General features: G+C 53.4%; 21 protein-coding genes and 1 pseudogene. 7 read left to right on the top strand and 15 right to left on the bottom strand.

All coding sequences use genetic code 11. The annotated features are described in order from the left end of the window. Window positions 1-91 precede the first annotated feature (91 nt). Window positions 92-721, top strand: a complete 630-nt coding sequence (locus tag OCA8868_RS13665; RefSeq protein ID WP_093997231.1) for a helix-turn-helix domain-containing protein — start codon at window positions 92-94, stop codon at window positions 719-721. 4 nt (window positions 722-725) lie between these two features. Here the strand turns inward: OCA8868_RS13665 and OCA8868_RS13660 are convergent, their stop codons facing one another. The 6 genes from OCA8868_RS13660 to OCA8868_RS13640 all read right to left on the bottom strand — a co-directional run bounded on the left by OCA8868_RS13660 (window position 726) and on the right by OCA8868_RS13640 (window position 6,324). Next, window positions 726-1,793, bottom strand: coding sequence for a heme-dependent oxidative N-demethylase family protein (locus OCA8868_RS13660; protein ID WP_093997121.1), 1,068 nt, complete (start codon window positions 1,791-1,793; stop codon window positions 726-728). 1 nt (window position 1,794) lies between these two features. Further along, window positions 1,795-2,757: a PDR/VanB family oxidoreductase gene (locus OCA8868_RS13655; RefSeq protein ID WP_093997120.1), complete on the bottom strand. Its 963-nt coding sequence runs from the start codon at window positions 2,755-2,757 to the stop codon at window positions 1,795-1,797. Next, window positions 2,754-3,350 (bottom strand): dimethylamine monooxygenase subunit DmmA family protein, encoded by a 597-nt coding sequence (locus OCA8868_RS13650; protein WP_093997119.1) that lies wholly within the window; start codon window positions 3,348-3,350, stop codon window positions 2,754-2,756. Before OCA8868_RS13650 ends, OCA8868_RS13655 begins: the two co-directional genes overlap by 4 nt. A gap of 59 nt (window positions 3,351-3,409) precedes the next feature. Further along, a complete protein-coding gene (locus OCA8868_RS13645; protein WP_093997118.1) occupies window positions 3,410-4,555 on the bottom strand; it encodes an aminomethyl transferase family protein in 1,146 nt (381 codons plus the stop codon). A 159-nt stretch (window positions 4,556-4,714) separates the two neighbouring features. After that, window positions 4,715-4,891, bottom strand: a complete 177-nt coding sequence (locus tag OCA8868_RS16700; protein WP_179214852.1) for a hypothetical protein — start codon at window positions 4,889-4,891, stop codon at window positions 4,715-4,717. Window positions 4,892-4,911: 20 nt separating this feature from the next. Then, window positions 4,912-6,324: an ammonium transporter gene (locus OCA8868_RS13640; protein WP_093997117.1), complete on the bottom strand. Its 1,413-nt coding sequence runs from the start codon at window positions 6,322-6,324 to the stop codon at window positions 4,912-4,914. A 210-nt stretch (window positions 6,325-6,534) separates the two neighbouring features. Between OCA8868_RS13640 and OCA8868_RS13630 the strand changes: the two genes are divergently transcribed. The 4 genes from OCA8868_RS13630 (at window position 6,535) to glnT (ending at window position 10,910) form a co-directional block, all read left to right on the top strand. Continuing rightward, complete coding sequence (locus tag OCA8868_RS13630; protein WP_093997115.1) at window positions 6,535-7,464, top strand: class II glutamine amidotransferase; 930 nt, start codon at window positions 6,535-6,537, stop codon at window positions 7,462-7,464. Window position 7,465: 1 nt separating this feature from the next. Further along, window positions 7,466-8,149 (top strand): GltB/FmdC/FwdC-like GXGXG domain-containing protein, encoded by a 684-nt coding sequence (locus tag OCA8868_RS13625; protein WP_093997114.1) that lies wholly within the window; start codon window positions 7,466-7,468, stop codon window positions 8,147-8,149. Between the two features lie 12 nt (window positions 8,150-8,161). After that, entirely contained in the window at window positions 8,162-9,508 is a 1,347-nt protein-coding gene (locus tag OCA8868_RS13620; protein ID WP_093997113.1) for an FMN-binding glutamate synthase family protein, read from the top strand. Between the two features lie 67 nt (window positions 9,509-9,575). Further along, window positions 9,576-10,910 (top strand): type III glutamate--ammonia ligase, encoded by a 1,335-nt coding sequence (gene glnT, locus OCA8868_RS13615; protein WP_093997112.1) that lies wholly within the window; start codon window positions 9,576-9,578, stop codon window positions 10,908-10,910. 54 nt (window positions 10,911-10,964) lie between these two features. Here the strand turns inward: glnT and OCA8868_RS13610 are convergent, their stop codons facing one another. Then, window positions 10,965-11,357 carry a hypothetical protein gene (locus OCA8868_RS13610; RefSeq protein ID WP_093997111.1) on the bottom strand — a complete coding sequence of 131 codons (393 nt, stop codon included), beginning with the start codon at window positions 11,355-11,357 and terminating at the stop codon, window positions 10,965-10,967. A 155-nt stretch (window positions 11,358-11,512) separates the two neighbouring features. Here OCA8868_RS13610 and OCA8868_RS13605 point away from each other — a divergent pair, with 155 nt between their 5' ends. Continuing rightward, window positions 11,513-12,847 carry a trimethylamine monooxygenase gene (locus OCA8868_RS13605; RefSeq protein ID WP_093997110.1) on the top strand — a complete coding sequence of 445 codons (1,335 nt, stop codon included), beginning with the start codon at window positions 11,513-11,515 and terminating at the stop codon, window positions 12,845-12,847. 82 nt (window positions 12,848-12,929) lie between these two features. Here the strand turns inward: OCA8868_RS13605 and OCA8868_RS13600 are convergent, their stop codons facing one another. Together OCA8868_RS13600 and OCA8868_RS13595 are read right to left on the bottom strand one after the other, a co-directional pair. Continuing rightward, on the bottom strand, window positions 12,930-13,352 hold the full coding sequence (locus OCA8868_RS13600; RefSeq protein ID WP_093997109.1) for a group II truncated hemoglobin: 423 nt from the start codon (window positions 13,350-13,352) through the stop codon (window positions 12,930-12,932). A gap of 30 nt (window positions 13,353-13,382) precedes the next feature. After that, a complete protein-coding gene (locus tag OCA8868_RS13595) occupies window positions 13,383-15,752 on the bottom strand; it encodes a trimethylamine N-oxide demethylase (RefSeq protein WP_093997108.1) in 2,370 nt (789 codons plus the stop codon). A gap of 254 nt (window positions 15,753-16,006) precedes the next feature. Between OCA8868_RS13595 and OCA8868_RS13590 the strand changes: the two genes are divergently transcribed. Further along, window positions 16,007-16,852 (top strand): DMT family transporter, encoded by an 846-nt coding sequence (locus tag OCA8868_RS13590; protein ID WP_093997107.1) that lies wholly within the window; start codon window positions 16,007-16,009, stop codon window positions 16,850-16,852. Here the strand turns inward: OCA8868_RS13590 and OCA8868_RS13585 are convergent. From OCA8868_RS13585 to OCA8868_RS13560, 6 genes and pseudogenes are all read right to left on the bottom strand, one after another. Continuing rightward, a complete protein-coding gene (locus OCA8868_RS13585; protein ID WP_093997106.1) occupies window positions 16,849-17,733 on the bottom strand; it encodes a bifunctional 5,10-methylenetetrahydrofolate dehydrogenase/5,10-methenyltetrahydrofolate cyclohydrolase in 885 nt (294 codons plus the stop codon). The genes OCA8868_RS13590 and OCA8868_RS13585 overlap by 4 nt on opposite strands. A gap of 166 nt (window positions 17,734-17,899) precedes the next feature. Continuing rightward, window positions 17,900-19,822: pseudogene (locus tag OCA8868_RS13580) on the bottom strand (efflux RND transporter permease subunit); the annotation flags it as partial. Window positions 19,823-20,217: 395 nt separating this feature from the next. Next, complete coding sequence (locus OCA8868_RS13575; RefSeq protein WP_143849635.1) at window positions 20,218-20,463, bottom strand: hypothetical protein; 246 nt, start codon at window positions 20,461-20,463, stop codon at window positions 20,218-20,220. A gap of 203 nt (window positions 20,464-20,666) precedes the next feature. After that, a complete protein-coding gene (locus tag OCA8868_RS13570) occupies window positions 20,667-21,440 on the bottom strand; it encodes an HpcH/HpaI aldolase family protein (RefSeq protein WP_093997104.1) in 774 nt (257 codons plus the stop codon). A 156-nt stretch (window positions 21,441-21,596) separates the two neighbouring features. Then, a complete protein-coding gene (locus OCA8868_RS13565) occupies window positions 21,597-23,306 on the bottom strand; it encodes a hydantoinase B/oxoprolinase family protein (RefSeq protein WP_093997230.1) in 1,710 nt (569 codons plus the stop codon). A 4-nt stretch (window positions 23,307-23,310) separates the two neighbouring features. Next, window positions 23,311-25,389, bottom strand: coding sequence for a hydantoinase/oxoprolinase family protein (locus OCA8868_RS13560; protein WP_093997103.1), 2,079 nt, complete (start codon window positions 25,387-25,389; stop codon window positions 23,311-23,313). Window positions 25,390-25,464 lie beyond the last annotated feature (75 nt).

Below are 25,464 nucleotides of genomic sequence, written 5' to 3'. Positions count from 1 at the left end.
GCCTCAGATGCGATCATTTCTACACTTCGCGCACTTGATGCCTACTAACAAAGGCGTATTAGACGTCGCGAAACAGCCAACGGACGATTCCATGACTGCGCTTCCATTGAACCAAGATCCACATCGCATCCGCGAAACCCGCGAAAAAGTACTTGAGGTCGCGATCGGGCGAGAGGTGCGCGCGCACCGTCGAAAGCAGGAAATAACCGTTTCGGAACTAGCGGCGACAACTGGTTTATCAATCGGAATGCTGTCCAAAATCGAGAACGGGAATACCTCCCCTTCATTGACTACACTGCAGACGTTGTCTCATGCTTTGGCTGTTCCGCTTACCACGTTTTTTAAAGGTTTTGAGGAAAAGCGGGTCGCGATCCACACCAAGGCCGGTGAGGGCGTCGAAATGGAACGCGAAGGTACGCGCGCCAATCACCAGTATAACTTGCTTGGTCATATCGGTTCCAACTCAAGTGGCGTTATCGTGGAACCCTACCTTATCACCTTGTCCGACCAATCAGACGTGTTCCCGACTTTCCAACACGGCGGTATCGAAACCATCTATATGCTCGAAGGTGAGGTCAACTACCGCCACGGCGACAAGGTCCACTCGCTCAAGCCAGGTGATACGCTGTTCTTTGATGCCAATTCACCGCATGGGCCAGAGGTTCTTGTGAAGCTTCCTGCTCGATATTTGTCGATCATCAGCTACCCGCAAGACACCTAAGGCACTACGCCTTCAATGGGGGCTCTGACTCGAGATCAGGCCAGATCCCATCGGAGGTCGCCTGTCCATCATCAAACGAAGATAGGTAGTCCAACATCATCGGCCGATTGTCGATGAAACCTTTATAGGTCGCAAGCTCTTCGGGAAGATCACGGATAACGCGGTGCAATCGGCGGCCCCATTTAGGAACGGTCATCAGGTCTTGAAAGCTGCACAAATAGCAACGGATCGGAAAGACCAATGCGTTGGAACGTGGCAGACGGAAGAACGTTTGTAGCTCCACGCGAAGGTGCTGTTTGCTGCCAATGTTTTCCGGTGACAACGTGGTCTTCTGAATGCCCCACTTGTGGTAGTTTTCCGGCGACGTATCGAGCAACGGATTTACCGTCATCGTCCAATTCAAACGCCGTGCAGGGGCACCTTGTTGAATGTTGAGCAAGAATTTCAAAGCCCGCACAAAAATGCCTTTTTCATGGGCCAGCGGAACAGGTGCATGCCACTCAAAGAAGTTCATACCAATGTCGAAGTCCAGCGACCAGTCAGCCTGTGTTGTAACCATACCTGCGTCCATCCACAGGTTGTCGTCGCGTTGATCCAGCACACAGAAATCACCCTGCGCTTGGCGCGTGATGTATTCCATCGGGCCATAAGGCAGCGTGGTCTCATCAAGGAAAACAAAGCTATCATCGATGCCCAGCGGCTTATTCACCCAGCGCCAGTTGTTGCCATCGCGGTGTAGCTCAAACAGGTCAGGATAATCCTCGGACTTGCTGACCATAATCAGCTCCAGCAAATCCCAGCCTGCCAACGTCATATGCGGCATTGACTGGCAGCGCAGCGGATCATCGGCCAAAACCATCGCACGATCTCGCATCTCTGACACGTAGTGTTCGTCCACGTCAAAGCGGTTTTCGTAGATCGATCCTTCAGGGCCACCACGGTGTTGTTCCATGTTCACGGAATACATGTAGCTGTCTTCGTGAAACGGGAATGGGAACCGCTTGATTGCCCAATCAGAGTTGCGGAACGAATAGTCGTCACGGAAGGTTTCGTCGTTGAACTGGATGGTCATGTTATCGGTCCAATACTAAAGTTTTGCCCTCAAAGCGGGACACGCAAGGCATGATTTTCTCGCCCGAGGCATGTTCGTCATCCTCAAGCCAGTGATCGCGGTGAATGAAGTTACCTGTGTAGTCGATCACGCGGGTTTCGCATTGCCCGCATGCACCACCACGGCACAAATACGGCGCATCAACGCCCTCACGCTCCATTGCTTCCAATAGGCTTTCTTGCTCGCCCACTTGGATGACTTTGTTAGACACTGCCAGTTTAACTTCAAACGGCTTGCCGGGCTGCGGTGCCAAGAACTCTTCGTAGTGAACTGCTTCACGTGGCCAGCCTTCGCCATCCGCCGTTTTGCGAACCCATTCGATCATTCCTTTTGGTCCACAAACGTATACGTGCGTACCAAGTGGCTGCCCGTCGAGCAGGTTCACAAGATCGATCGCTTGATTCTGGTCGTCATAATAAATGTGGGTTTCATTGGGGTGGTGGCTGGTCAACTCGTCTACATATGATCCAAGCGCCTCACTCCGGCAGGCATAATGCAGTTCCCAATTCCCGTTAAATCGCTCCAGCTGTTTGATCTGCGCAAGGAACGGTGTGATGCCGATGCCGCCGGCAAGAAACAGATGCTTTTTCGCGCGAAGGTCGAGGCTGAATAAGTTCACCGGATAAGAGATCGTCATCTCATCACCAACCTTAACGGATTGGTGCATAAACATGGAACCACCGCGGCCCTCATCATCACGACGCACGGAAATCGTGTAGGCCGTTTGGTCCATCGGGTCAGACATCAATGAATACGGATTCAGGCGCGTGATCGCCCCGTCCTCCATTTCAACGACTGTGTGCGCGCCGCCCGAAAATGTAGGCAGCAGCCCACCGTCCGCGCGTTTGAATTCAAACCGTGTGACCAACGCGTTGAGTGGCACAATGTCCGTCACAGTGACGGCGATCTTTTCGGCCCCGCTCATTCGTAAATCCCCTTGGCTTCGGGCACATTGCCCGGGTCTTCTGCGTCAATGCACACACCTTGGTACGCCGCCAAACGGCGCGAATAGTGATCGCGTACAAACAGGTTCAATCCGCAATGGGCACAAACGAACGGGTCCGTTTCCACGTCTTCAGTGATGCCTTTGCAATGCACACATTGCATACGTCGCGCGACAGACCCGCGATGTTCTGTCTGGATAGCAGTGTGTGGAATACCGGCCTGCATGGCGGCATGTTGTGCTTGTCCCATCAATCCTTCGGTGCCCGTCAGATAGACTTGCAAGCCCATCTTGGCATCCTCAAACGCTTTTTGGATGCGGCTTTCAGCGGCCTCGTAACTTGGGCCTGCGTAGAACTGCGCGGGCTTCAATGCCCGCAATTTACCCTCGAACGCCTCGCCTTTAGGAATATAGATAATGTGTGCCTTTGCCATCATCTCGGGCGTTGCAACATCCAGAATGGCCTCAGCGCCATGCGCATCCGCAATCAACAAATGCGCCGCCCCTTTGCGGGCCTCAAGCGTACCATAGACTGGCCGGCTTCGGATGCTTTCAGGAAAGGTAAACTTCGTCATGATGGTCCTTCAAACATAAATCGGGCGCGACGAAATTTCCGCCGTGCCCTTGTTTTAGATCAGCCTTTTGCAGTGCGGATTGATTTATCTTGATCATAGAACGGCATCTCTTCCGCCGTTGCCGCGAGCTCCGTCCCATCAGGCTGCACAACCGTTAGCTTGGTGCCTGCTTTGGCGACCGAAGGATCAAGTCGTGCAATCGCAACAGAATACTTGTTCAGTTCAGACGACAGACCATAGGTAATGACCCCCACGTCTTTGCCACCCGACATAACGCGCGCGAACATTTCCATCTGATCCATACTGTCTGACAGTTTCACACCAAAGATCTTGAAGCGCTCTTTGCCTTTGGACGCATAATGGTTTTCCGCACCGATAAAGCCTTCTTTGTCAGGCGACACAGTAAAGTCGAGACCAAGTTCCCACAGCGTATCGCCGCAGGTTTCATCATCAAACGGGAAGGTTTCGGAGTTATCGCCGGGGTAGAACAGCAGGTAGCTTTCGATTCGAAGCATATCGAGCGTGCTGAATTGAGTCGGGCGGACATCGTCGCCACCAGCCGCAAGAACACTGTCCCAGATATGTACGGCATCTTTAGCACGGCAGAATATCTCATATCCGCGCTCACCCGTGTAACCCGTCCGCGAAATCATCACGTCACGGCCATACAGGCGCGTTTGCATCAACCCAAAGTAAGCCAAATCACGGATTGCCGGAATTTCCTTTGCAAGGATATCTACCGACTTTGGCCCCTGAAGCGACATGTCATGTAGATCATCATCAAACAGGATTTCGCAGTTCTTACCCGCGGCAACGGACGCCAACTGCTCCATGCCGGTTCCTGTACCATGCACCACAAGCCACGAATTCACGGCAATGTGGTAGATGATGCAATCATCAATAAACTTACCTTCAGAGTTAAGGATGGACGCATAGGTCGAGCGGCCCGGCGCAATCTTCTCAACATTGCGGGTGGTTACACGGTCGATGACATAGGCGGCATCTGCGCCCACAACATGAACTTTCTTCAGACCGGAAACATCCATAAGACCCGACTTGGTGCGGATCGCTTCATAGTCAGCTTTGGCGCGCTCAGGCGTGTGGTCATAAAACCAAGCGGTGCCCATCCCGTTCCAGTCCTCAAGTTCTCCGCCGATTTCGGCGTGTCGGTGCGCGAGCGCTGAGGCTCTCCATAGAATGGCCATGTGCATATTCCCTATTTGCGAGTCTTTTGTATTCATAAGTATTCAGCCCCACAGTGCCCGAAAAAGCAACATTCCTATGCAACTTTTTTTACTGTCAGGCAATTTTATGCAAAAAGGGCCACCAAACTGGCGGCCCTCTCATTCGTTTGTATATTCGATCTATAGCTTATCGAACGCCTTGGCTTTCGCGGTTTCAGATCGTTGACCGATAACCAGCACAACAACACAAATCGCCATCGCTATAGCTGTCGTAAGGCCCGGTAAGGACGTGCCCCACCCCATAAACATGGCGCCATCAACGGCCGACCAACTCGCTTCTTCATACGGAAACAACATAAGTTTCTCCTTTTCTAATGTTATTCAGCTGGATGAGCAGGTGTAACAGGTGCGTCGCCGCCCCATTCCGGATAGCCCGCAGCAGGAACCTTCACGAGATCCATACCCGCAAGTTCCGCACCTTCACGGATACGCAGCATGCCGAACATCTTGAGGATGTAAGACACCACATAGCCCGGCACGAAACCTAGCAAGAAGAACACAACCGCACCGATGATCTGCCCCATCAGGCTAACTGTTGGAACTTCACCAGCTGCGCCTTGCAGCGCCGGATAACCCGCGCCCCAGATGCCCAGCATCACGACACCGTAAAGGCCGATCGTGCCGTGCACTGTGACAGCGCCAACCGCATCATCGATACCGCGATTTTCCAACCAATCCGCGCAAGGCTTCAGGATCAGACCCGCAGAGAACGCGATGATGAACGCATGTGCTGGGAAGTAGATATCCAGACCAGAGGCTGTAGAAATGATACCAGCCAGAGCGCCCGACATCATCCAGAACGGATCACGTGTGAACAACCAAGAACCGATGATACCGCCCGCAATCCCCATCAGGATGTTAAAGGACAGCGCCGAAAGCGTGATAGGTGTGCCGTAGATCGTCGACATCTTGTCGCCAAACCAGCTCCAAGCTTCGCCCGGCACAATCACACAAGCCATCAAGAAGCCCCAGAAACCGACAATAATCAGCATCAAGCCAACAACCGTTAGCGGCATGTTGTGTCCTGGAATGTGGTTTGCAGACCCGTCGGCGTTGAACTTGCCGATCCGTGGCCCAAGGTTGATCAACACACCCAATGCGAAGAAACCGGCGACCGCGTGAACAAGTCCCGCTGCACCATAGTCATGCACACCAAAGTTCGTCACCAACCAGCCATCAGCATGCCAACCCCAAGCCGCAGCAACGACCCAAGCGAACGAGCCGAGCACAATAGCGAGGATGATAAAGCCAACGGTTTGGATCCGCTCAATCACAGCACCCGACATAATCGATGCAGTGGTCGCGGCAAACAATGCGAATGCGCCAAAGAACACGCCGGATGCGTTGTCAGCAATGTTTGGCCCCATGTATTGGGCACCGTCACCCCAACCGAGCGCGATCGCGTTGGCATATTCAATGCCAGAGATACCTGCCGGCCCCGGAGCGCCAGGGATACCTGTTGGAAAGCCCCAATAAACCCACCAACCAAAGAAGTAGAAAGTTGGGATCATAAACGCGAAAGCGAGAATATTCTTAACACCAGAACTCAGGACATTCTTTAGTCGTGACGCGCCCATTTCGTAGGCCAGGAAGCCAGCATGAATGATGATCATCAATGGAATGGTAAGGTAATAGAACGTTTCTGCGAACATAGTGTTCGTCACACTACCTCCACTTGCGGCTTCCAGTGCCGCGACTTGAGCGGCCAGCTCGGCTAATTGCTCTTCCACAGTTTGTCCCCTTTTGCTTGCATAGACAAAGCTCCGCCGTTTTGCAGACGAGCCTTGTCGGAAAAAAAGCACGAAATGTCGCATCCGCCTAGTCTTTTTTGCCTTATGTGAAAAAAAGTTTCCTCACGGTTGAGTTTTGATTTTTTTTGGTGAAAGCTTTTGACGAAAGTGTGCGGCTCATTTCGGTCGCACTGAGTCGGAGAAAAAATCATGTGCGGAATTGTAGGGTTGTTCCTTAAAGACAAGTCACTTGAGCCAAAGCTGGGTGAGATGTTGACCTCTATGCTCATCACGATGACGGACCGTGGTCCGGACAGTGCTGGCATCGCAATTTATAGCGGAGAATCAAAGGGACGCACAAAGATGACAGTGCAATCCGATGACCCCGAAAACGCGTTCGACGGGCTCGACAAGGCGCTCGGGAAAGCGATCGGCGGGACCGTGAAGATGTCCGTGAAAAGCACCCATGCGATCCTTGATATCCCGGAGGGAACAACCTCAGCGGCACGTGCTGCCCTCGAAGAAATGAATTGCGGTTTACGTGTAATGAGCTGCGGCGACTCGCTAGAGATTTTCAAAGAAGTCGGCCTCCCAAAAGACGTCGCAGCGCGATTTGATATCTCCTCAATGTCTGGGTCCCACGGGATTGGGCACACACGTATGGCCACCGAATCCGCCGTGACAACAATGGGCGCGCACCCGTTCAACACCGGAGACGATCAATGCCTCGTGCACAACGGTTCGTTGTCCAATCACAACTCGTTGCGCCGTCGCCTACGCCGCGAAGGCATCCACATCGAAACCGAAAATGACACCGAAGTCGGTGCTGCCTACCTGACATGGCAGATGCAGAATGGTGCGACATTGGGCGAAGCCCTTGAGAGCAGTCTTAATGACCTTGATGGGTTCTTCACTTTTGTTGTCGGAACCAAAGACGGCTTTGGCGTCGTGCGCGACCCAATTGCATGCAAACCAGCAGTAATGGCTGAAACAGATCAGTATGTGGCGTTCGGATCAGAATACCGCGCCTTGGTTGATCTACCCGGAATTGAAGACGCCCGTGTCTGGGAACCCGAACCTGCGACCGTCTACTTCTGGAGCCACAACGACGCCCCAACATCGACCGAAAAGGCCGCTTAAGATGCAAACAATCGATCTAACAGAAGTTGGTCTACGCGAGACCAACCAAACCTTGCACGCGCAAGCCGACAACACCAACCAAACCGAATGGGAAATCGTAAACCCGCGCGGTAGTCATGCGATTGCCTGTGGTCTGAATGCCCCGATTGAGGTGACGGTCAAAGGATCCACTGGGTACTACTGTGCCGGCATGAACCAACAAGCGACTGTTAATATTCAGGGTTCAGCCGGCCCCGGGACTGGTGAAAACATCATGTCCGGAAAGATCGTCATCGAAGGTGACGCGAGCCAGTATCTCGGTGCAACAGGTCATGGTGGCTTGATTGTCGTCAAAGGAAACGCATCCTCGCGTTGTGGCATTTCCATGAAAGGCGTGAACATCGTCGTTCAAGGCAATATCGGCCACATGTCCGCGTTCATGGGGCAGTCCGGGAACCTTGTTGTCTGCGGTGACGCGGGCGATGCATTGGGCGACAGCTGTTACGAAGCACAGTTCTTCGTTCAAGGTAGCGTCAAATCTCTCGGTGCTGACTGTGAGAGGAAAGAGATGCGTGACGAACACCTGACCCTTCTTCAGGGCTTGCTGGACGAAGCAGGAATCGACGCTGATCCAAATAACTTCACGCGCTACGGTTCTGCCCGTACGCTTTATAACTTCGACGTCGATAATGCTGGCGCTTACTAAGGAAACCCGAAGATGAACAAACACGATTCCAAGGGTATCCCCCACACAACGCCGCGCCAATCTGCGACGTTCACCCAAGATATCAATTCCGATATCCGCCGCGCTGCTGCGACGGGCATTTATGACATCCGCGGCGGTGGTGCGAAACGCAAAGTACCGTCTTTTGACGACCTGTTGTTTATGGGCGCTTCCATTTCTCGCTACCCGTTGGAAGGCTACCGCGAGAAGTGCGAAACCAACGTGACTATTGGTGGTTTGAACGCCTCCAACCCGATTGAGCTCGACATTCCGATTACAATTGCAGGCATGTCATTCGGTGCCCTTTCCGGCCCAGCGAAGGAAGCGTTGGGGCGCGGCGCATCTGCCGCAGGAACCTCCACGACGACGGGTGATGGCGGCATGACACCCGAAGAACGCGGTCATTCTAACAAGCTCGTTTATCAATACCTGCCGTCCCGATACGGCATGAACCCTGATGATCTGCGCAAGGCCGACGCTATTGAAATCGTTGTCGGCCAAGGCGCGAAACCTGGAGGCGGCGGTATGCTGCTTGGCCAGAAGATCAGCGACCGTGTGGCGGAAATGCGTAACTTGCCCAAAGGCATCGACCAGCGTTCCGCCTGTCGTCACCCCGATTGGACGGGCCCGGACGATCTGGAAATTAAAATCCTAGAACTGCGCGAAATCACAGGTTGGAAAGTGCCAATCTACGTCAAAGTTGCGGGCGCTCGTCCTTACTATGACACGACTCTTGCCATCAAAGCGGGTGCCGATGCTGTCGTTCTGGACGGCATGCAAGGCGGCACAGCCGCGACCCAAGATGTGTTCATCGAACACGTTGGTCAGCCAACGCTCGCGATTGTGCGACCAGCGGTTCAAGCCCTCCAAGACCTCGGCATGCACCGCAAGGTACAGCTCATCTTGTCTGGCGGTATTCGGTCTGGTGCAGACGTCGCGAAGGCGATGGCGCTTGGTGCGGATGCCGTTGCAATCGGAACCGCAGCTTTGATCGCGCTCGGGGACAATGACCCGAAGTGGGAAAAAGAATACAACGAGCTTGGAACAACGGCTGGTGCTTATGACGACTGGCACGAAGGCCAAGACCCCGCAGGCATCACGACGCAAGACCCTGAACTAATGAAGCGCTTTGACCCGATTGAAGGTGGTCGCCGCCTGAGCAACTACCTCAAGGTTATGACACTTGAGGCGCAAACGATTGCACGAGCTTGTGGTAAAAATCATCTCCACAACCTTGAGCCTGAAGATCTGGTTGCCCTGACAATGGAAGCTGCGGCGATGGCCAAAGTGCCACTGGCAGGAACTGACTGGTATCCGGGCAAGCCAAACACATCATACTGATCGACAAAACGAGGGCGCGGCTGGCAACAGATCGCGCCCCAATTCTACCAAGATAGGGAACATCACCATGGCCAGAGACCTCGCCAGATTTGCTGAAGAAAACAGCATCAAATACTTCATGATTTCATTTACCGATCTATTCGGTGGACAACGCGCAAAACTGGTACCAGCCCGCGCGATTGCAGATATGCAAGAAGACGGAGCAGGGTTTGCAGGGTTTGCCACATGGCTTGATCTGACACCGGCGCACCCTGACATGTTGGCAGTACCAGACCCTGATGCCGCAATCATCCTGCCATGGAACAAAGAGATCGCTTGGGTGCCCGGCAACTGTGTGATGGAAAACAAAGACGTCGAGCAGGCACCGCGTAACGTACTACGAAAATTGATCGCGGAAGCCGCCGAAGAGGGAATGCACATTAAGACCGGCATCGAGGCCGAGTTCTTCCTTCTGACACCCGCGGGTGATCAGATTTCAGACGAATTCGATACTGCTGCCAAACCATGTTATGACCAGCAGGCATTCATGCGTCGTCTTGATGTAATCCGCGAGATCAGCGACTACATGCTCGAACTCGGTTGGGGCGCGTATCAGAACGACCACGAAGACGCGAACGGCCAGTGGGAGATGAATTGGGACTTTGATGATGCTTTGGCCACGGCCGACAAGCATTCCTTCTTCAAGTTCATGACCAAATGCGTCGCCGAAAAGCACGGCTACCGCGCAACATTTATGCCAAAGCCTGTTGAAGGTCTTACTGGCAACGGCTGCCACGCACACATCTCTGTTTGGGATGCACCTGGTAAGGACGCAAAAACCAACGTTTTCGCGATGGAGGCCAATGACAGCTCCCAAACCGCAGAGCTGGGTCTGTCTGAGAAGGGTCGCCACTTCCTCGGCGGAATCATGAAGCACGCATCGGCCTTGGCTGCGATCACCAACCCAACGGTAAACAGCTACAAACGGATCAACGCGCCACGCACGACGTCAGGTGCAACATGGGCCCCGAATACTGTCACTTGGACAGGCAACAACCGCACGCACATGGTGCGCGTCCCGGGCCCTGGTCGTTTTGAGCTTCGCCTGCCTGATGGCGCGGTTAACCCGTATCTGCTGCAAGCGATTATCATCGCTGCGGGCTTATCTGGTGTGCGTTCCAAAGCCGATCCAGGCAAACGCCACGACATTGATATGTACGCGGAAGGCCATAAGGTTCGTGGCGCCCCGAAGTTGCCATTGAACATGCTCGACGCGCTGCGTGAATACGACAAAGACAAAGGCCTCAAAGCGGCGATGGGCGAAGAGTTCTCAGCAGCTTACTTGAAGATGAAAATGCAGGAATGGAACGACTTCTGCGGTCACTTCTCGGACTGGGAAAAAGCCAACACCTTGGACATCTAAGTCCACCCTCAAACCAATTATTCCGCGCCCCAATTGGAGGCGCGGTTTTTCGTTTCAGTACAGCCAACCAAATCGCCGCGCGAGATTGGCGTACCAATACAATGCGCCTGCAACGAGAACCGACATCGCCAAAGACGCGACAAAGCCAACGACCTTCACTGTAAAGAATGCCGTCCCAAGAACGCTCAACAACGACACCAACAGAATCAAGACTGCTTCTGAGCGTCGTAAGAGCAACAAGATGCAACCCACGGCGCCCCCAAACACAGCGACCATGAATGCCACGGTCGCCCATGCTGGCCTGCCGTTGATCACGAGTTGATAGACGTCTGGCATCTGCGCCACGGTCTCCGGATTCGTTTGCATGATGAAATTCATGCACCCCGCAAGGTTCCAAAGCAGCCCTGCTGCCGCCGCTACCCAAAAAGTAAAATGTGGTTTGTTCATCTTTGCATCCTCATTTCGGCCCAACGCCCTCGTGCGTCCCAGTTTATGCGCGAGTCTCGGGATATTTGATTTTACTGTAAGGAAAATTTGTTGACTTTAAAGGCGCACTTGGGTCGAATCAGACAACCCGCGAATTTAAGGAGAGAGATTAGAAAATGACCAAACGAATTGCAATTATCGGCGCCGGCCCATCTGGTCTTGCACAACTGCGCGCTTTTCAATCCGCTGCCGCCAAGGGCGCAGAGATTCCTGAAATTGTTTGCTACGAAAAACAATCCGACTGGGGCGGTCTGTGGAACTACACATGGCGTACAGGTCTCGATGAATATGGTGAACCGGTACACGGATCGATGTATCGCTACCTCTGGTCCAATGGCCCGAAAGAAGGGTTGGAATTCGCCGATTATTCGTTTGAAGAACACTTCGGCAAACAAATCGCATCCTACCCGCCGCGTGCGGTTTTGTTCGACTACATCGAAGGCCGCGTTAAGCGGGCAAACGTGCGTGATTGGATCAAGTTCAGCCACTCTGTAAAGAACGTTACATTTGATGACGGACACTTCCATGTCACCGTCAAAGACCTCCCGAACGACAGCGTCTCGACCGAAACGTTTGACCACGTGATCGTTTGCTCAGGCCACTTTAGCACTCCCAACGTGCCACACTTTGAAGGGTTCGATAAATTCCCGGGCCGCGTTCTGCACGCGCATGATTTCCGCGATGCGGTTGAGTTCAAAGACCAAGACGTTCTAATCATTGGCACATCCTACTCTGCAGAAGACATCGGTTCCCAGTGTTGGAAATACGGCGCGAAATCTATCACCGTTAGCCACCGCACCGCAGCGATGGGTTTTGACTGGCCAGACAATTGGGCCGAGGTACCGCTGTTGACGCACATGGATGGCAAGACCGCGCACTTCAAAGACGGAACCAGCCGTGAAGTCGACGCGATTATTTTGTGCACCGGCTATCAGCATCATTTCCCGTTCATGGAAGAAAAGCTGCGCCTACGCACCGCGAACCGCTTGGCAACCGCTGATCTATATAAAGGGGTCGCTTGGGTGGATAACCCTGATTTGTTCTACATTGGGATGCAGGATCAGTGGTTCACTTTCAACATGTTTGATGCCCAAGCATGGTGGGCGCGCGACGTCATCATGGGTCGCATCGGTATCCCCGATCGCGCAGCCATGAAAGCAGACGTAGAGGACCGCATTGCGCGTGAAGACGCGGGTGAGGACGACTACGACGCGATCTGGTATCAGGGTGATTACATCAAAGAACTGATCGAAGAGACCGACTACCCAACATTCGACGTCGAAGGCGCATGCATGGCGTTCAAGGAGTGGAAGGCCAACAAGAAGAAGGGCATTATGACCTTCCGCAACCATGGTCATAAATCTGTTCTGACGGGCACCATGGCGCCGAAACACCACACGCCTTGGAAAGACGCGCTGGACGACAGTCTAGAAGTTTACCTGCAAAACTAGCGTCAAAAATACACGATCGAGTGCAAGGGTTCGCGGCAACGCGCCCTTGCATTTTTTATGGGCGACTGGCCAACCAAACTGATTAGGTATCTGGCACCGTTCGATCAAGGTCATCTTCCCAATCGGGCACATTATTGATGAGTATCGTCGCAACCCGAGCGAACACCTGTTTTAGCTTTTCCACATGCGGCCCAACGTGCCCTTCATCGTCCAAGGCTTTGTTCATGCAGTGCAACCAGTTTTCAGCATCAGCCAGACGAATTGGAACATGCGCATGCATCAGCTTCACATCCATATGTCCGTGCTTTTCTTTGTAGTAGTGACGCCCACCCATAAAGCCCGATAGGAAATTGAACTGCTCTACGCGCGCGTTGTCGATGCCATGACCACGGCTGTGCAAGCGGCGCAGGTTTGACCCTTCTGGCAACGTCTCAACCAGATCATAAAATGTTTCTACGAGCGCTCTAAGGGGCGCTTCTCCTCCAAGATCATCAAGCGCTGTCATCTGCTCACTCCGCAGCGATTTCCAACCGCATCACGAACGCGGCTTTTCCTTTTTCGGGTCATAGGCAGCCAAGGTTTCGGCGATCTTGGCTGGAAGGCGCATTTGATGCCCATCAAGTTTCCCGATTTCAACCTCCGTTCCGACATCTGCATGGGCCACATCAATTCGGGCCAGTGCGATGTTCTTTTTCAACAACGGGGACCGCATAGCTGACGTAACTTCGCCAATCTGCGCCCGCCCAATGTGGATGCAGTCACCATGGCCTACATCCACGTTACTGTCGATCTCAAGCCCAACAAGCTTTTTCATCGGGTTCTCTTTGCGCCGGATCAACGCATCCCGCCCAATGAAATCATCGGTCTTGGACTTTAGCGGGCAAGTAAACCCGATGCCTGCTTCGAACGGATCAGTTTGGTCGCTGAAATCATATCCTGCGAAGATCAATCCCGCCTCGACACGTACCATGTCCAACGCCTCAAGCCCCATCGGCTTAAGTCCGTGGTCTTGCCCTGCTTCCCAAATGGCATCGAAAATCTCGGGGCAATCCTTGGGATGACACATAACCTCGTACCCGAGTTCGCCTGTATAACCTGTGCGCGACAACACAAATGGCGTGCCACTTTCGTTGTGCAAACGTGCAGGCGTAAAGCGGAACCAATCCAGTTGGTCGAACTCTGGGTTATGCGGTGCGGTCCATGTGATTTTACGCAACAAATCACGGCTTTCTGGCCCCTGCACTGCAACGTTGTGCAACTGGTCAGTAGATGAGCGGACAAGCACCTTAAGACCGAGCTTTTCAGCCAACTCGCGCAGCCATTCGCCACCGTAGTCATCACCACCGATCCAGCGGAAGTTGTCTTTGCCAAGGCGGAACACGGTTCCGTCATCAATCATCCCGCCATGTTCGTAACACATCGCCGTATAGACAACGCCACCAATCGCCAGCGTCTTCATGTTGCGCGTAAACGCATATTGGCACAGTGCTTCGGCATCTGGACCCGTAATCTCAAACTTACGCAAAGGGGAGAGGTCCATGATCACGGCCTTCTCACGGCAGGCATGATACTCTTCGATCGGGCCAGCGGCGGCAAAACAGTTCGCCAACCAATACCCTTTGTATTCAATGAAATTCCGCGTGTGCTTGGCAAAGCTATCGTGGAAGCCAGTTTGTTTAGTCATTTTCGGCTCCGAGTCTGGGGTCGTGCGGATCGCAACGGCCCGCTGAAAAGTTTCTTTGCCGCTATATGTGCGGACGTGAATGTCGGTAGGGTTCCAGCCATTTGCGGCCGTGGTGTCATCTGGACAGGCGCTCGAGACACAAACGATATCCGTTAACGCACGCAGCAAAACGTAGTCGCCTGGGCGGGACCACGGTTCGTCAGAATACATGACGCCATGTTCATCGAGGAACGTGTTGAAGAAGAAATTAATCGCCATCCAACCGGGCCGGCCTGTGACGCCAAATTCGCCCAGCGCTTTGTTAAAATTCTCAGAACAGTTCACATGACCGGGGTAGCCGATATCGTCATAATACTTGGCTGAACAGGCCAATGCGAAGGCATCATGTCGCCCGCAAGTGTCCTGAACCACCTCGACCAAAGGCACCATTTCCTGATCGTAATATTTCGCGTGAAGGCCGGGCATCGGATAGGCATGCCCCATAAGCGTTCGCGTGGTCGTGACATCCAACGCATGCTCAATTCCTTTATCGAGCTTTCGCGCAGAAAAGCATTCAAAGTCAGTACACTGCCGCCCATCTACGTCGAGGATTTGAATGTAGTCACCCGCCTTCACGAAGTACGCTTCCGCCGTTTGCGAGTGCACGCGAATGTCGGCCAAGGGGTCTGCCAATGGGTCGGGCAGTTCAAATCGCGCGTGGCTCTTCAGCACCGCGCGTTTGATCATCACTGTTAAAGGAGTCGCTGTGTTCTGGCTTTCAAAATCCATCACACCGGCTGGCGCTGCAATGATGACGGATCCATCACGGGACGCGGTAAAGCTGGCTTCGGTCTTGGCTGGTGTCGTCGCTTCGAACAAATGGGTCGCCTGCGCAGTCGCCACATCAATGCCACGCGCATCCAATCCCATCCGCAACCCACGCAGTGACTGGTTGTCGCTATCCAACAACGCCTTCAATCCGCCCGCATCGCCATGGGTCGTTGCGCCAATTATGCCAGCATCCACTTTGCCCTTAGGGTCACAAGCTACAATCTCACACCGTTGCCCGCCCTCATCATTGACGATGGTAATTTGATCGCCAGTTTCAATCGGAATAAGAACGGCACCCTGCCCTTCGACAACATAGCGTTCCGTCCCCGGAGGCATTGAAAACACCTGCGGCCTAATGATCGAACTTGGTTTTGGCGGCCCCGATTGAACCTTGGGATAATCGTCTAACATAGTCCCTCCCTGACCTCATGTTGCATGAGCGGAATATTTATTTAACCTAAAGAATACACACACCACACGTTCCAGCAAACAAAATCGGACATCATGAGCAATCTTCAGATTACTTTTCTTGACTGGATCCTATTTGTCGTGTCTGCCATCGATACAGTCATAACGACCCTAAGGAGTTTCTGGGCCATGATCGACTCAGTAGCTTCCTTGTACATTTGTCTGGCTTTCGTGATTCCCCCTACTCGAGTCGCGCAATGAACGCTCTCGTCCTTGGGTTGATCGCCGCAATGTGCTGGGGGTTTCATGACATTTGCGTACGCTTCCTCAGTCAAAAAACACCATTAACAAGCTGCATTTTCATAGTGCTGGTTACGGGATTGGTTTTTCACCTTGGACTGATGGGGTTCACCCAAGAAGTGCACGCACTTACCCCCCGATCTTTCTGGTCTTCTATTGCTGCCGGGTTCTGTTTTGTGATTGCGACCTTTGGCTTGTACTTCGCATTCGAACGCGGCCCAGTACGGCTCGTCGCCCCATTGATCGCAAGCTACCCGATCCTCTCAGTACTGCTCGCCACATTGCAAGGATCCACAGCGACCGCACTGCAATGGGTGGCCGTATTGGCGATCGTCGTGGGTGTTGGCCTCGTCGCGGCCTTGTCCGAGGACAACCCCGATGAAGTGCCCGCTTACGGCCCCACAGTACTTTTCTCTTTGATATCTGCATGCGGCTTTGCCGGGACCTTCGCGCTTGGTCAAATGGCTGCTGACCTTAGCGGAGAGCTTTCCACGACCCTTGTCACTCGCATCATGGCAGTGGCGTTGGTGATTGCTATTTTACTGTTGTTCAAGAAACCGTTCTGGCCAGGAAAATCTGCACTGCCGTGGTTAATTGCCATGGGTATCGCGGATGGCGTCGCGCTTTACGTCGTAATGTCCGCAGGTGCATTACCATCCCCTGAAATCGCCGCAGTAACGTCTTCTATGTTCGGCCTCGTGACGATTGTTCTCGCGTGGATACTCCTCAAGGAACGCATGACCGTTCCTCAATGGGCAGGCTGTGTCGTTGCCTTTGTTGGTGTTGGTGTTCTCGCACTTTAGAGCCAACCCGCGGCGATCTGACGTTCATGCGCAACCTTTGCGTTGCGCATCAAAATAGCCACCGTTACAGGGCCGACTCCACCCGGTACAGGTGTGATCCATCCAGCCACATCCAACACTGCATCCGTGTCCACATCACCGACGATCTTAGTCACACCATCGACTTCAATCTGGTTGATCCCGATATCAATCACCGCTGCACCGGGTTTGATCATATCCGGTCCAACAAGATGCGCCTTGCCCACCGCAACCACGACAACATCCGCACGGCGTGAGTGCATCGGAACAGACCGCGTCATATGATGACAGACCGTTACAGTGCACCCTTCAGCCATAAGCATCATCGCTGCAGGTTTGCCGACAATCTCGGAGTGGCCAATCATAACGACCTCGAGCCCCTCAAGATCGAGCCCCGTTTCTTTAATCAACGCAACGCTCGCCGCAGCCGTACAAGGCGCCAAAGCAACATCAGAATAAACGATGTTCCCGATAGACGCCGGGTTCATACCCTCAACGTCTTTCAACGGGTGAATGGCTGACTGCAGCGTTCGCACATTGATATGTGCAGGCACTGGACGTTGCAGGATAACACCCAGAACGGACGGATCATCGTTCATTTCTAGGATGCGTGCCTTGCATTCCTCTTGGGTTATGTCGCCCGCCCAGTTCACCTGTTCAAACGGAAGCCCTGCCTGCTCAGCGCCACGTGCTTGGTTACGAACATAGACTGCAGCCTCTGGCACATCCCCAATCAATATCGAAACCAGGCGGGGTAATGACGTAAACCCGTCCGCATATGCTTTGACGTCCGAAATGATCTTTTTCTTCAATGCGACACCATCCAAATAACGGTGGTCCATTGGCGCTTTGGGCTTTGCCATAGAATGTGGTTCCAATTTGAGTTTCACATGTAAGAAGACCAAATAAATGCGACGCGTGCAGAGTCGAGTTGCGACATTCTCGGCGCAATTGACGCCACAAGTTACCCCTTCAAATAAATGCGTTTAGCGCTAGTTTTCGTAAGCGACGTTGAATCACAAGCCTGAACTAAGTGCCTGCCGTCACCTTTCGCGCAAGTTGATCGGATCGCTTGAAGAAAATGAAGTACAACACCGGCGCAGCGATCAAAGTGAGGATCGATGCGAATGCCAAGCCGCCCATGATAGTAATTGCCATCGACGGGAAGAACGCATCACTGATGAGTGGTAGCATACCAAGGATCGTCGTTGCCGCCGCCGAAAACACCGGCCGCAATCGCGACATCGATGCAGCTACAATAGAATCCACCAATTTCTGTTCCGGGTGTGCTTCGCGCGTCAAATCTATTTCCTCGATCAACACAATCCCGTTTTTAATCAACATCCCCGACAACGACAAAAGACCAAGGAGCGCCGTAAAGGTAACCAGTGCCAAGCAGCCCAAGGCTAACCCCATTGACCGCCATCGGAATCAGCATCCAAATGATGATCGGCTGACGTGGCGCATTGAACAACAGAACTGAAATCAGAACCATGGTGATGATACTGAACGGGTGCTGACTAGCTAGGGATGCTTGCGCATCGGTCGAACTTTCCAACTCACCACCCCGTTCCTTCGTGTAGCCACTCGGAAGGTCCATTTCTTCAATAACATCACGCACCTCAGCCAGAACTTCTGACGCAGTCATATCGCGTGGGATATCCGCGCCAACAGTGATCACATCTGCACGGTCTCGACGCAGCAACAACGTGTCTTGAGGCTCAAGAACGAAACCGTCTGTTACTTGCACCATCGATACAAAACCGCCGCCACTTGCAGAGTAGATCACATGGTCCGTTAGGGACAGATCGCTGTCCCACGGCACGCGAACTGTAATCGAAAGTTGCCGATCCCCTTCGCGGAATGTCCCTTAAGCAAGCCCCTCTACGGCGAACTGCAATGTCTGCGTGATATCGGAGCGTGAAATACCTGCATCTTGCGCACGGTCCTTGGCATATACAGGACGCAGCACAAGCTCGCGTTCACGCCAGTCGTGACGCGGGGCGACGATATTTTCAGATGTATCACTGAGACGTGCAATCGGAGCACCTCCGCCGGGGCCGAAGGCCAAGCGTTTAACCCGGAATTCACCTTGAGGCACGGCGGACAAGGCATAGGCCTCAAGCGCGTTCATTTCCTCGTCGATCACGCCGAGCGAAGTGACACGCACAATGAGGTGTCCATACCCCGGGTTCGGATCTTCGCTGTCGTATGTCAGCATGAACCGCGATGCACCCATTCCCATGTAAGCAGTCGTTGCAGTGACGTCTTCACGCTCTTAAAGCCAGCTTTCGAGAACCTGCATATCCTCAGATGTCTGATGAATAGACGCACCCTGCGGCAGTTTGTAGTGGACGAAATAAAGCGGCGTGTTGCAGTCAGGAAAAAACTGTTGGTTGATTGATCCGAACATAACGAAACAAACGGCTGTGGTCGCGATAAGTGCCGCAATGACAATCCACCGCAGCTTGATACAGGCCCGCAGGACCGCGGAATAGAAGCGGAACAACGCCCCATCGTAACCACCACTTTGCAGATCATCGCCCTGCTTGAACAGGAAATGGCCTAGCAGAGGCGTCGCCGTAATACCAAGCACCCAAGGCAGCAAAAGCGAGATCGCGATAACCGCGAACAGGGAGAACTAGAACTCACCCGTCGCGTCTGGGCTAAGACCAATGCTTGCAAAGGCCATAATCCCAATGACCGTAGCGCCAAGCAAAGCTATTTGGGTTTTGCAGCCTCAGTCGCCGCATCACTTGAATTACGGCCGCGGTACATGGCAATCTGCATGCCCTCTGAGACAACGATGGCGTTATCCACCAGCATCCCCATCGCGATAATCAACACACCTAGGGAAATGCGCTCCATCTCGATTGAGCCCAGCACCATAAAGAACAGCGTGCCCAGAACCGTCAGGAACAACGTGGTGCCAACGTCGACTGCGGCCCGCCACTGCTCTTCATTCGCGGTAAATTCAGCGAACAACGCCACCTTCGCGTCTTGGCCAGCGCGCTGAAATAGCTGCTCGGGAACATCGATTTCAATGCGAAGGTCCGACATTTCATTCAGACGGACCACCGGAGTGCCAGCAGAAACCGTTGAAAAGTTCGGTACAAGACATGCAGCAACTATTGCGTCGAACGGAGCATGAATCGTCGCGTTTGAAAGTTCTCGCTCAGCGTCGCGCAAAGCGATCCCGCTTAATTCCAACTGCGTTTCCGCGTCCTCTAAGTTGCTCTCAGCGACAGCACTCCCGACAAGCTGTTGATAGCGATCCACAAGACGAGACGTTTGGGCTTGTTGGGCTTACGCGCTTTCCAAAGCCAATCCGAAAGGTTCTTGATCCATCATCGCAACCAGACCCCCGCCGACATAAACGCGCCTTCCTCGATCGGCATCTCAATGATCTGTCCACCAATCTGAAAAGCAAGGTCCGGCGTTTCGCGTGCAACGACCCGGCTACAAAAAATGCGCTGCTCTTGGTCATTCGCTAACGTTACCGTCTCGATTTTGACGATCCGTGTTTCAGCCTGTGAAGCCATTGGCATGACGGCGGCGGCCATAAGCATTGCGATCCTGATAAGCACTTTCACGGGCATCTCCTTGGTGCAAATCTTTATTTGGTTTAAGATTCCTTGGGCTTTCGTCCTCTATCCGCCAATGCGCAAGGCCTATCAAACGTGTTGCGAATAACGCCACACCGATCAGGCGACCACAACCACGGATTGCGGTCAATTTTGGGGTATGCTTAGCTCAAAACTTAAACTCGAGGCAATATTCACCAGTGAAACAAACTTTACTTCAAGCCGCCTTTGACCTGCTCCAACAAGGCATCCGATGCTTTTGCCAACAAGGATGCATCGGTACCACAAGCGACGAAAGTAAAGCCTTCGTTCAGTAGTTCCGTCGCAAATTCCGGATCTAGGACCAAAGTGCCAACTGGCACACCTTTAGCGATCAGTTTTTGCGCCGCTGGTTTAATCAAATCCCAAACCTCAGGGTCCATAGGTTTGCCAAGCTTACCAATGTCAGCAGCGATATCCGCAGGGCCGAAGAAAATACCATTCACGCCTTCAACCGCTGCGATCGCTTCGGCTTGTTCTACTGCCGCGCGGGTTTCGAGCTGCAGTAGAACCGTCGTTTCTTCCACTACGCGCTCAACATAGTCTGCAACCCGCCCAAACTTGGTTGCCCGCGTCGCGCCTGATACGCCTCGCACACCGTGAGGTGGATAACGGGTGGCGGCGACGGCCTGTTCAGCCTCCTTCACGGATTGGACCATCGGAAACAACACCCCTTGCGCACCCAAGTCGAGCAAGCGTTTTACAGCGACAGCATTGTTCCACTCTACGCGCACAATCGCGGTGGTCTGACTTGAAGCGAACACCTGCAATTGCCCCAAAACGCTGAAATAGTCGTTGGGGCTGTGCTCCATATCAATCAGCGCCCAGTCATAACCAGCTGGCGCTGTGACTTCAGCGACAAAGTTGCTGCACAGACTAATCCAAAGACCGACTTGTTTCTTCCCAGCCGCAATGGCGTGAGTGAACGGATTCTTCGCAAGTTTCATTAGGTGATCGCCTTTTCAATAGTTTTCCGACCGACTGTAATGCGGCCAAATTGGAACTACGCCATTTCGAGGGAGTGGTATTTCCTATTCACAATCGTTTCCGCCGCGCCCCAGTAATAACAACATTATTGAATGTGCTTTGCGGCACTTGCATTTTCATATCGCGTCACCCCGTGCGACTGCGGCTTCAACCTCCGCGATGTCAGCCTCGGAAAGATTGTAGTCATCCATTGCGGTTTCGGTACTGATGTAACCGCGCGCAAGGTCCCGTTTTACTAGCTCGGTAGGTCGCTCAGATGGGGCGCCGTAACCGGCACCACCCGGAAAAGCCATGATCACACGCTCTCCTTGCGGTACGAACTGTTTACCTTTCACATGCATCTTGGTGCCGTCACTGCGAACAATGGTTGTGTTCGCGCCGTTGCGGCCACCTCGGCGCCCGCGTGCAGGGTGATCGCCACGATCGAACATAGCTTGAATGTCAAATTCGTGGCCTTCTTGTGCCCCGACTTCCATATACTGACCAAGGCCACCACGTGTCTTTCCTGCGCCACCAGAATCGGGCCGCAGTTCTTTGCGCCAAATAATCACAGGGCCTGCATGTTCTGTGGCCTCGATAGGCATCGTCATCACACCTGATGGGAATGCTGTCGCGTTCAGCCCATCGTGTTCAGGTCGCGCACCTGAGCCACCAGAGTTAAACGTCAACACCTCAGAACGTCGCGCGTTTTCTGGCGCAGGTGCGTCCGTCCGAGGGCGCAATGAAACTTGGAAATTGCACAAACAGCCAGCACCTTCAGCAGGCACAAGCCCCGGCACGATTTTGTCGAACGCGTCAAACACTGCGTCAGGCACGAAATGCCCGACAATGTGACGCAAGGCGACAGGGGCTGGGTGCAAGGCGTTAACGATTGAGTTCTCAGGCGCTTCGATCTCGAACGGCGCAAGCGAGGCTGCGTTGTTTGGAATCTCCGGCGCAATGGCAACCTTCAAAGCATAGCAGGCATAGGCCTTGGCGTAGACCAATGGGCAGTTGATACCTTTTTTATCGAGGCCCGAGGAACCTGCGAAGTTCGAAACGATTTTGTCGCCCTCAACACTGACTTTGACCTTAAGCGTAATCGGCTTTGCAAACCCATCCATGGTCATCTCACCTTCAGCGGACTTTTGCGGCAATGCTGCGATCCGTTCGATCGTCGCGCGACGCGAATTATCCAAGATGAAATCCGCGATCCCGTCGAGATGGTCGAGGTCAAATTCCTCCATCATGTCGATCAAGCGGCGGTGGCCGATCTCGTTGCAGGTCACAAGCGCATAGATGTCGCCAATCAACTGATCCGGTTCGCGCACGTTACCGCGAATGATGCTGACCAACGTCTTGTCCACTTCGCCCTTGTCGGCGAATTTCATAATCGGGATATAAAGGCCTTCCTCATAAACCGATTGCGCATCCGCCCCGAAACCACGCCCCCCGATGTCCACAATGTGCGCCGTGCAGGCGAAGAAGCCGACGAGAACACCTTTGTGAAACGACGGCGTAACCATCGTGATGTCGTGCAGGTGGCCGGTCCCTTCCCACGGATCGTTGGTTATATAGACATCACCTTCGAGAAGGTTCTGACGCCCAATACGACGGATGAAATGCGCAACAGCGTCAGCCATCGCGTTGACGTGGCCAGGCGTCCCAGTGACCGCCTGAGCTAGCATCCGGCCTTGTGTATCGTAGATCCCAGCGGACAAATCACCTGCTTCACGAACCGACGTAGAGAAGGCCGTGCGCACCAACGCCTGAGCCTGCTCTTCAACCACTGAGATCAGGCGGTTCCACATGACTTGATAAGCGACTTTTGAATGTTCTTGAGTCATGGTCTTATCCTTTCGCCACAACGTCGATACAACCGTCAGGCTGACGGATTGCATCACGACTTGCCGGCACAATGATTGTCGTTTCGTCCTCAATCACAACGACCGGACCAATGGCCCGTTCTCCGGTATCCATGTCGAAACGATTTACGACCTTTGCGTCTAGATACTTTACTGAAGCAGCATCAAAGAGCGCGCGTTCACCGATTGGTTTGGCAGCCTCACCTCCATCGGTTTCCTCAATGCGCGCGACCTTTTCTTGAGGTGTTGTTGCGTTAACAGACCAAACCGTGATCTCGACATCCATTCCTTCGACCGGACGACCAAAAAGCTTCGAATAATCTTCGATAAAGCGTGCTTCAAACGTGGCCACGTCAGGGTTCATCGCCTGTTCTTCGGTCAGCTCAATCGGGATCTCCCAGCCCTGACCGGTGTAGCGCATATAGACTTTGAACTCCGACAGGATCGGGCTGATTTCATCACAAGTACGCACGAACCCTGTCGCCTCGGTTTTCAGGTCGGTTAGTAAGGACTTGATCCTATCACCGTCGAAATCACTTAGCTTCATGTAAACAGAGCGGTTCGCCTCAAAACTGAATGGCGCACGCAAGAAACCGATAGCCGATCCAACGCCAGCGCCCGGTGGGACTAACAAGCGGTCAACTCCTAGTTTTTCGCAAAGGCGCCCAGCATGAAGCGGAGCCGCACCACCGAAAGCAATCATCGTATACTCGGACAGGTCCTCGCCATTTTCGACAGCATGAACGCGGGCCGCATTTGCCATGTTTTCATCAACCACTTCAGCCACACCGAACGCGGCCTCTACAGCATCCATTTCCAGAATGTTGCCTACATGGTTAGCCAATGCGGACTTGGAATCTTCTGGATGCAATTTGATCGACCCACCTGCGAAATTCTCGGGGTCAAGTTTTCCCAACACGAGGTCCGCATCCGTCACGCCAGGCCGTTCACCGCCCCTACCATAACATGCGGGACCCGGTTCAGACCCTGCACTTTCTGGGCCTACACGGATTTGGCGCAGCGAATCTACATGGGCCAATGACCCCCCGCCTGCGCCAATCTCAACCATGTCGATCACAGGGATCGAAATCGGCATGCCGGACCCTTTTTTGAAACGATACGTACGCGCGACCTCAAAGACGCGAGACGTTTTTGGTGTCTGGTTCTTGATCAAGCAAATCTTGGCGGTGGTGCCTCCCATGTCAAAGGACAGAACCTTATCAAGCCCGTACCGCGCTGCGATATGGGCCGCAAAAACCGCACCACCGGCTGGGCCTGATTCAACCAAGCGCACAGGGAAATCCGCCGCATTCTGGATCGAAATAATGCCGCCACCGGAATGCATCAGGAAGATACGGCAAGACACACCTTCGTCTTTCAACCGATCCTCAAGTCGCCCCAAGTAAGACGCCATCAAAGGTTTGATATAGGCGTTGGCTACGACGGTATTGAACCGCTCGTATTCGCGCATCTGTGGCGATACCTCGGATGAGATCGACACCGCGACATCGGGCAATTTTTCAGCCAACACTTCGCGCACCAATTCTTCATGCGCTGGGTTGAGGTATGAGTGGATCAACCCGACTGCGACGCTTTCAAAGCCTGCTTTCGCAATCTGACCGACGACCGCTTCGACCTCCGCGCGGTCAATATCCACGAGGATCTGACCATTGGCATCAACACGCCCCGCTACCGTGAACCGCATTTGCCTCGGCAACAATGGGTCGGGTAGGTTCAAGTTCAGGTCATACTGCTCGAAACGCGATTCCGTGCGCATTTCGATAACGTCACGAAAGCCTTCAGTTGTGATCAACGCAGTCTTTGCCCCGCGGCGTTCAATCAACGCGTTGGTTGCAAGGGTCGTGCCGTGAATGATCTGATCAATCTGCGATGTCGACACGCCGGCTTTTTTGCAAACCTGATGCATCCCGTCGATAATCGCGTTCTCTGGGGCGGCATAGGTCGTAAGGACCTTAGTCGAAAACGACTCTTCGCCTTTTTCTAGAACAACGTCGGTAAATGTGCCGCCGATATCGACGCCAAGGCGGACGGAATGTGCTGCCATCTTGAGGCTCCTGCAAAGGGTTTCTTACGCAGGTGGCCTTAAAAGCGTGAAATAATCAAATCGATTAAATTTCTC

It is taken from the genome of Octadecabacter ascidiaceicola (assembly GCF_900185015.1).
GTDB lineage: Bacteria > Pseudomonadota > Alphaproteobacteria > Rhodobacterales > Rhodobacteraceae > Octadecabacter > Octadecabacter ascidiaceicola.
Note: the sequence above shows the minus strand (reverse complement) of the source record. Positions and strands in the feature narration are given on the sequence as shown.

Excerpts from the sequence above, each read along its gene's own strand:
- OCA8868_RS13570 (WP_093997104.1), bottom strand. The coding sequence starts at position 21,440 with ATGAAACTTGCGAAGAATCCGTTCACTCACGCCATTGCGGCTGGGAAG.
- OCA8868_RS13595 (WP_093997108.1), bottom strand. The coding sequence starts at position 15,752 with ATGTTAGACGATTATCCCAAGGTTCAATCGGGGCCGCCAAAACCAAGT.
- OCA8868_RS13660 (WP_093997121.1), bottom strand. The coding sequence starts at position 1,793 with ATGACCATCCAGTTCAACGACGAAACCTTCCGTGACGACTATTCGTTC.
- OCA8868_RS13565 (WP_093997230.1), bottom strand. The coding sequence starts at position 23,306 with ATGACTCAAGAACATTCAAAAGTCGCTTATCAAGTCATGTGGAACCGC.
- OCA8868_RS13585 (WP_093997106.1), bottom strand. The coding sequence starts at position 17,733 with ATGGCAAAGCCCAAAGCGCCAATGGACCACCGTTATTTGGATGGTGTC.
- OCA8868_RS13665 (WP_093997231.1), top strand. The coding sequence starts at position 92 with ATGACTGCGCTTCCATTGAACCAAGATCCACATCGCATCCGCGAAACC.
- OCA8868_RS13605 (WP_093997110.1), top strand. The coding sequence starts at position 11,513 with ATGACCAAACGAATTGCAATTATCGGCGCCGGCCCATCTGGTCTTGCA.
- OCA8868_RS13650 (WP_093997119.1), bottom strand. The coding sequence starts at position 3,350 with ATGACGAAGTTTACCTTTCCTGAAAGCATCCGAAGCCGGCCAGTCTAT.
- OCA8868_RS16700 (WP_179214852.1), bottom strand. The coding sequence starts at position 4,891 with ATGTTGTTTCCGTATGAAGAAGCGAGTTGGTCGGCCGTTGATGGCGCC.
- OCA8868_RS13620 (WP_093997113.1), top strand. The coding sequence starts at position 8,162 with ATGAACAAACACGATTCCAAGGGTATCCCCCACACAACGCCGCGCCAA.
- glnT (WP_093997112.1), top strand. The coding sequence starts at position 9,576 with ATGGCCAGAGACCTCGCCAGATTTGCTGAAGAAAACAGCATCAAATAC.
- OCA8868_RS13655 (WP_093997120.1), bottom strand. The coding sequence starts at position 2,757 with ATGAGCGGGGCCGAAAAGATCGCCGTCACTGTGACGGACATTGTGCCA.
- OCA8868_RS13610 (WP_093997111.1), bottom strand. The coding sequence starts at position 11,357 with ATGAACAAACCACATTTTACTTTTTGGGTAGCGGCGGCAGCAGGGCTG.
- OCA8868_RS13625 (WP_093997114.1), top strand. The coding sequence starts at position 7,466 with ATGCAAACAATCGATCTAACAGAAGTTGGTCTACGCGAGACCAACCAA.
- OCA8868_RS13630 (WP_093997115.1), top strand. The coding sequence starts at position 6,535 with ATGTGCGGAATTGTAGGGTTGTTCCTTAAAGACAAGTCACTTGAGCCA.
- OCA8868_RS13590 (WP_093997107.1), top strand. The coding sequence starts at position 16,007 with ATGAACGCTCTCGTCCTTGGGTTGATCGCCGCAATGTGCTGGGGGTTT.
- OCA8868_RS13560 (WP_093997103.1), bottom strand. The coding sequence starts at position 25,389 with ATGGCAGCACATTCCGTCCGCCTTGGCGTCGATATCGGCGGCACATTT.
- OCA8868_RS13600 (WP_093997109.1), bottom strand. The coding sequence starts at position 13,352 with ATGACAGCGCTTGATGATCTTGGAGGAGAAGCGCCCCTTAGAGCGCTC.
- OCA8868_RS13645 (WP_093997118.1), bottom strand. The coding sequence starts at position 4,555 with ATGGCCATTCTATGGAGAGCCTCAGCGCTCGCGCACCGACACGCCGAA.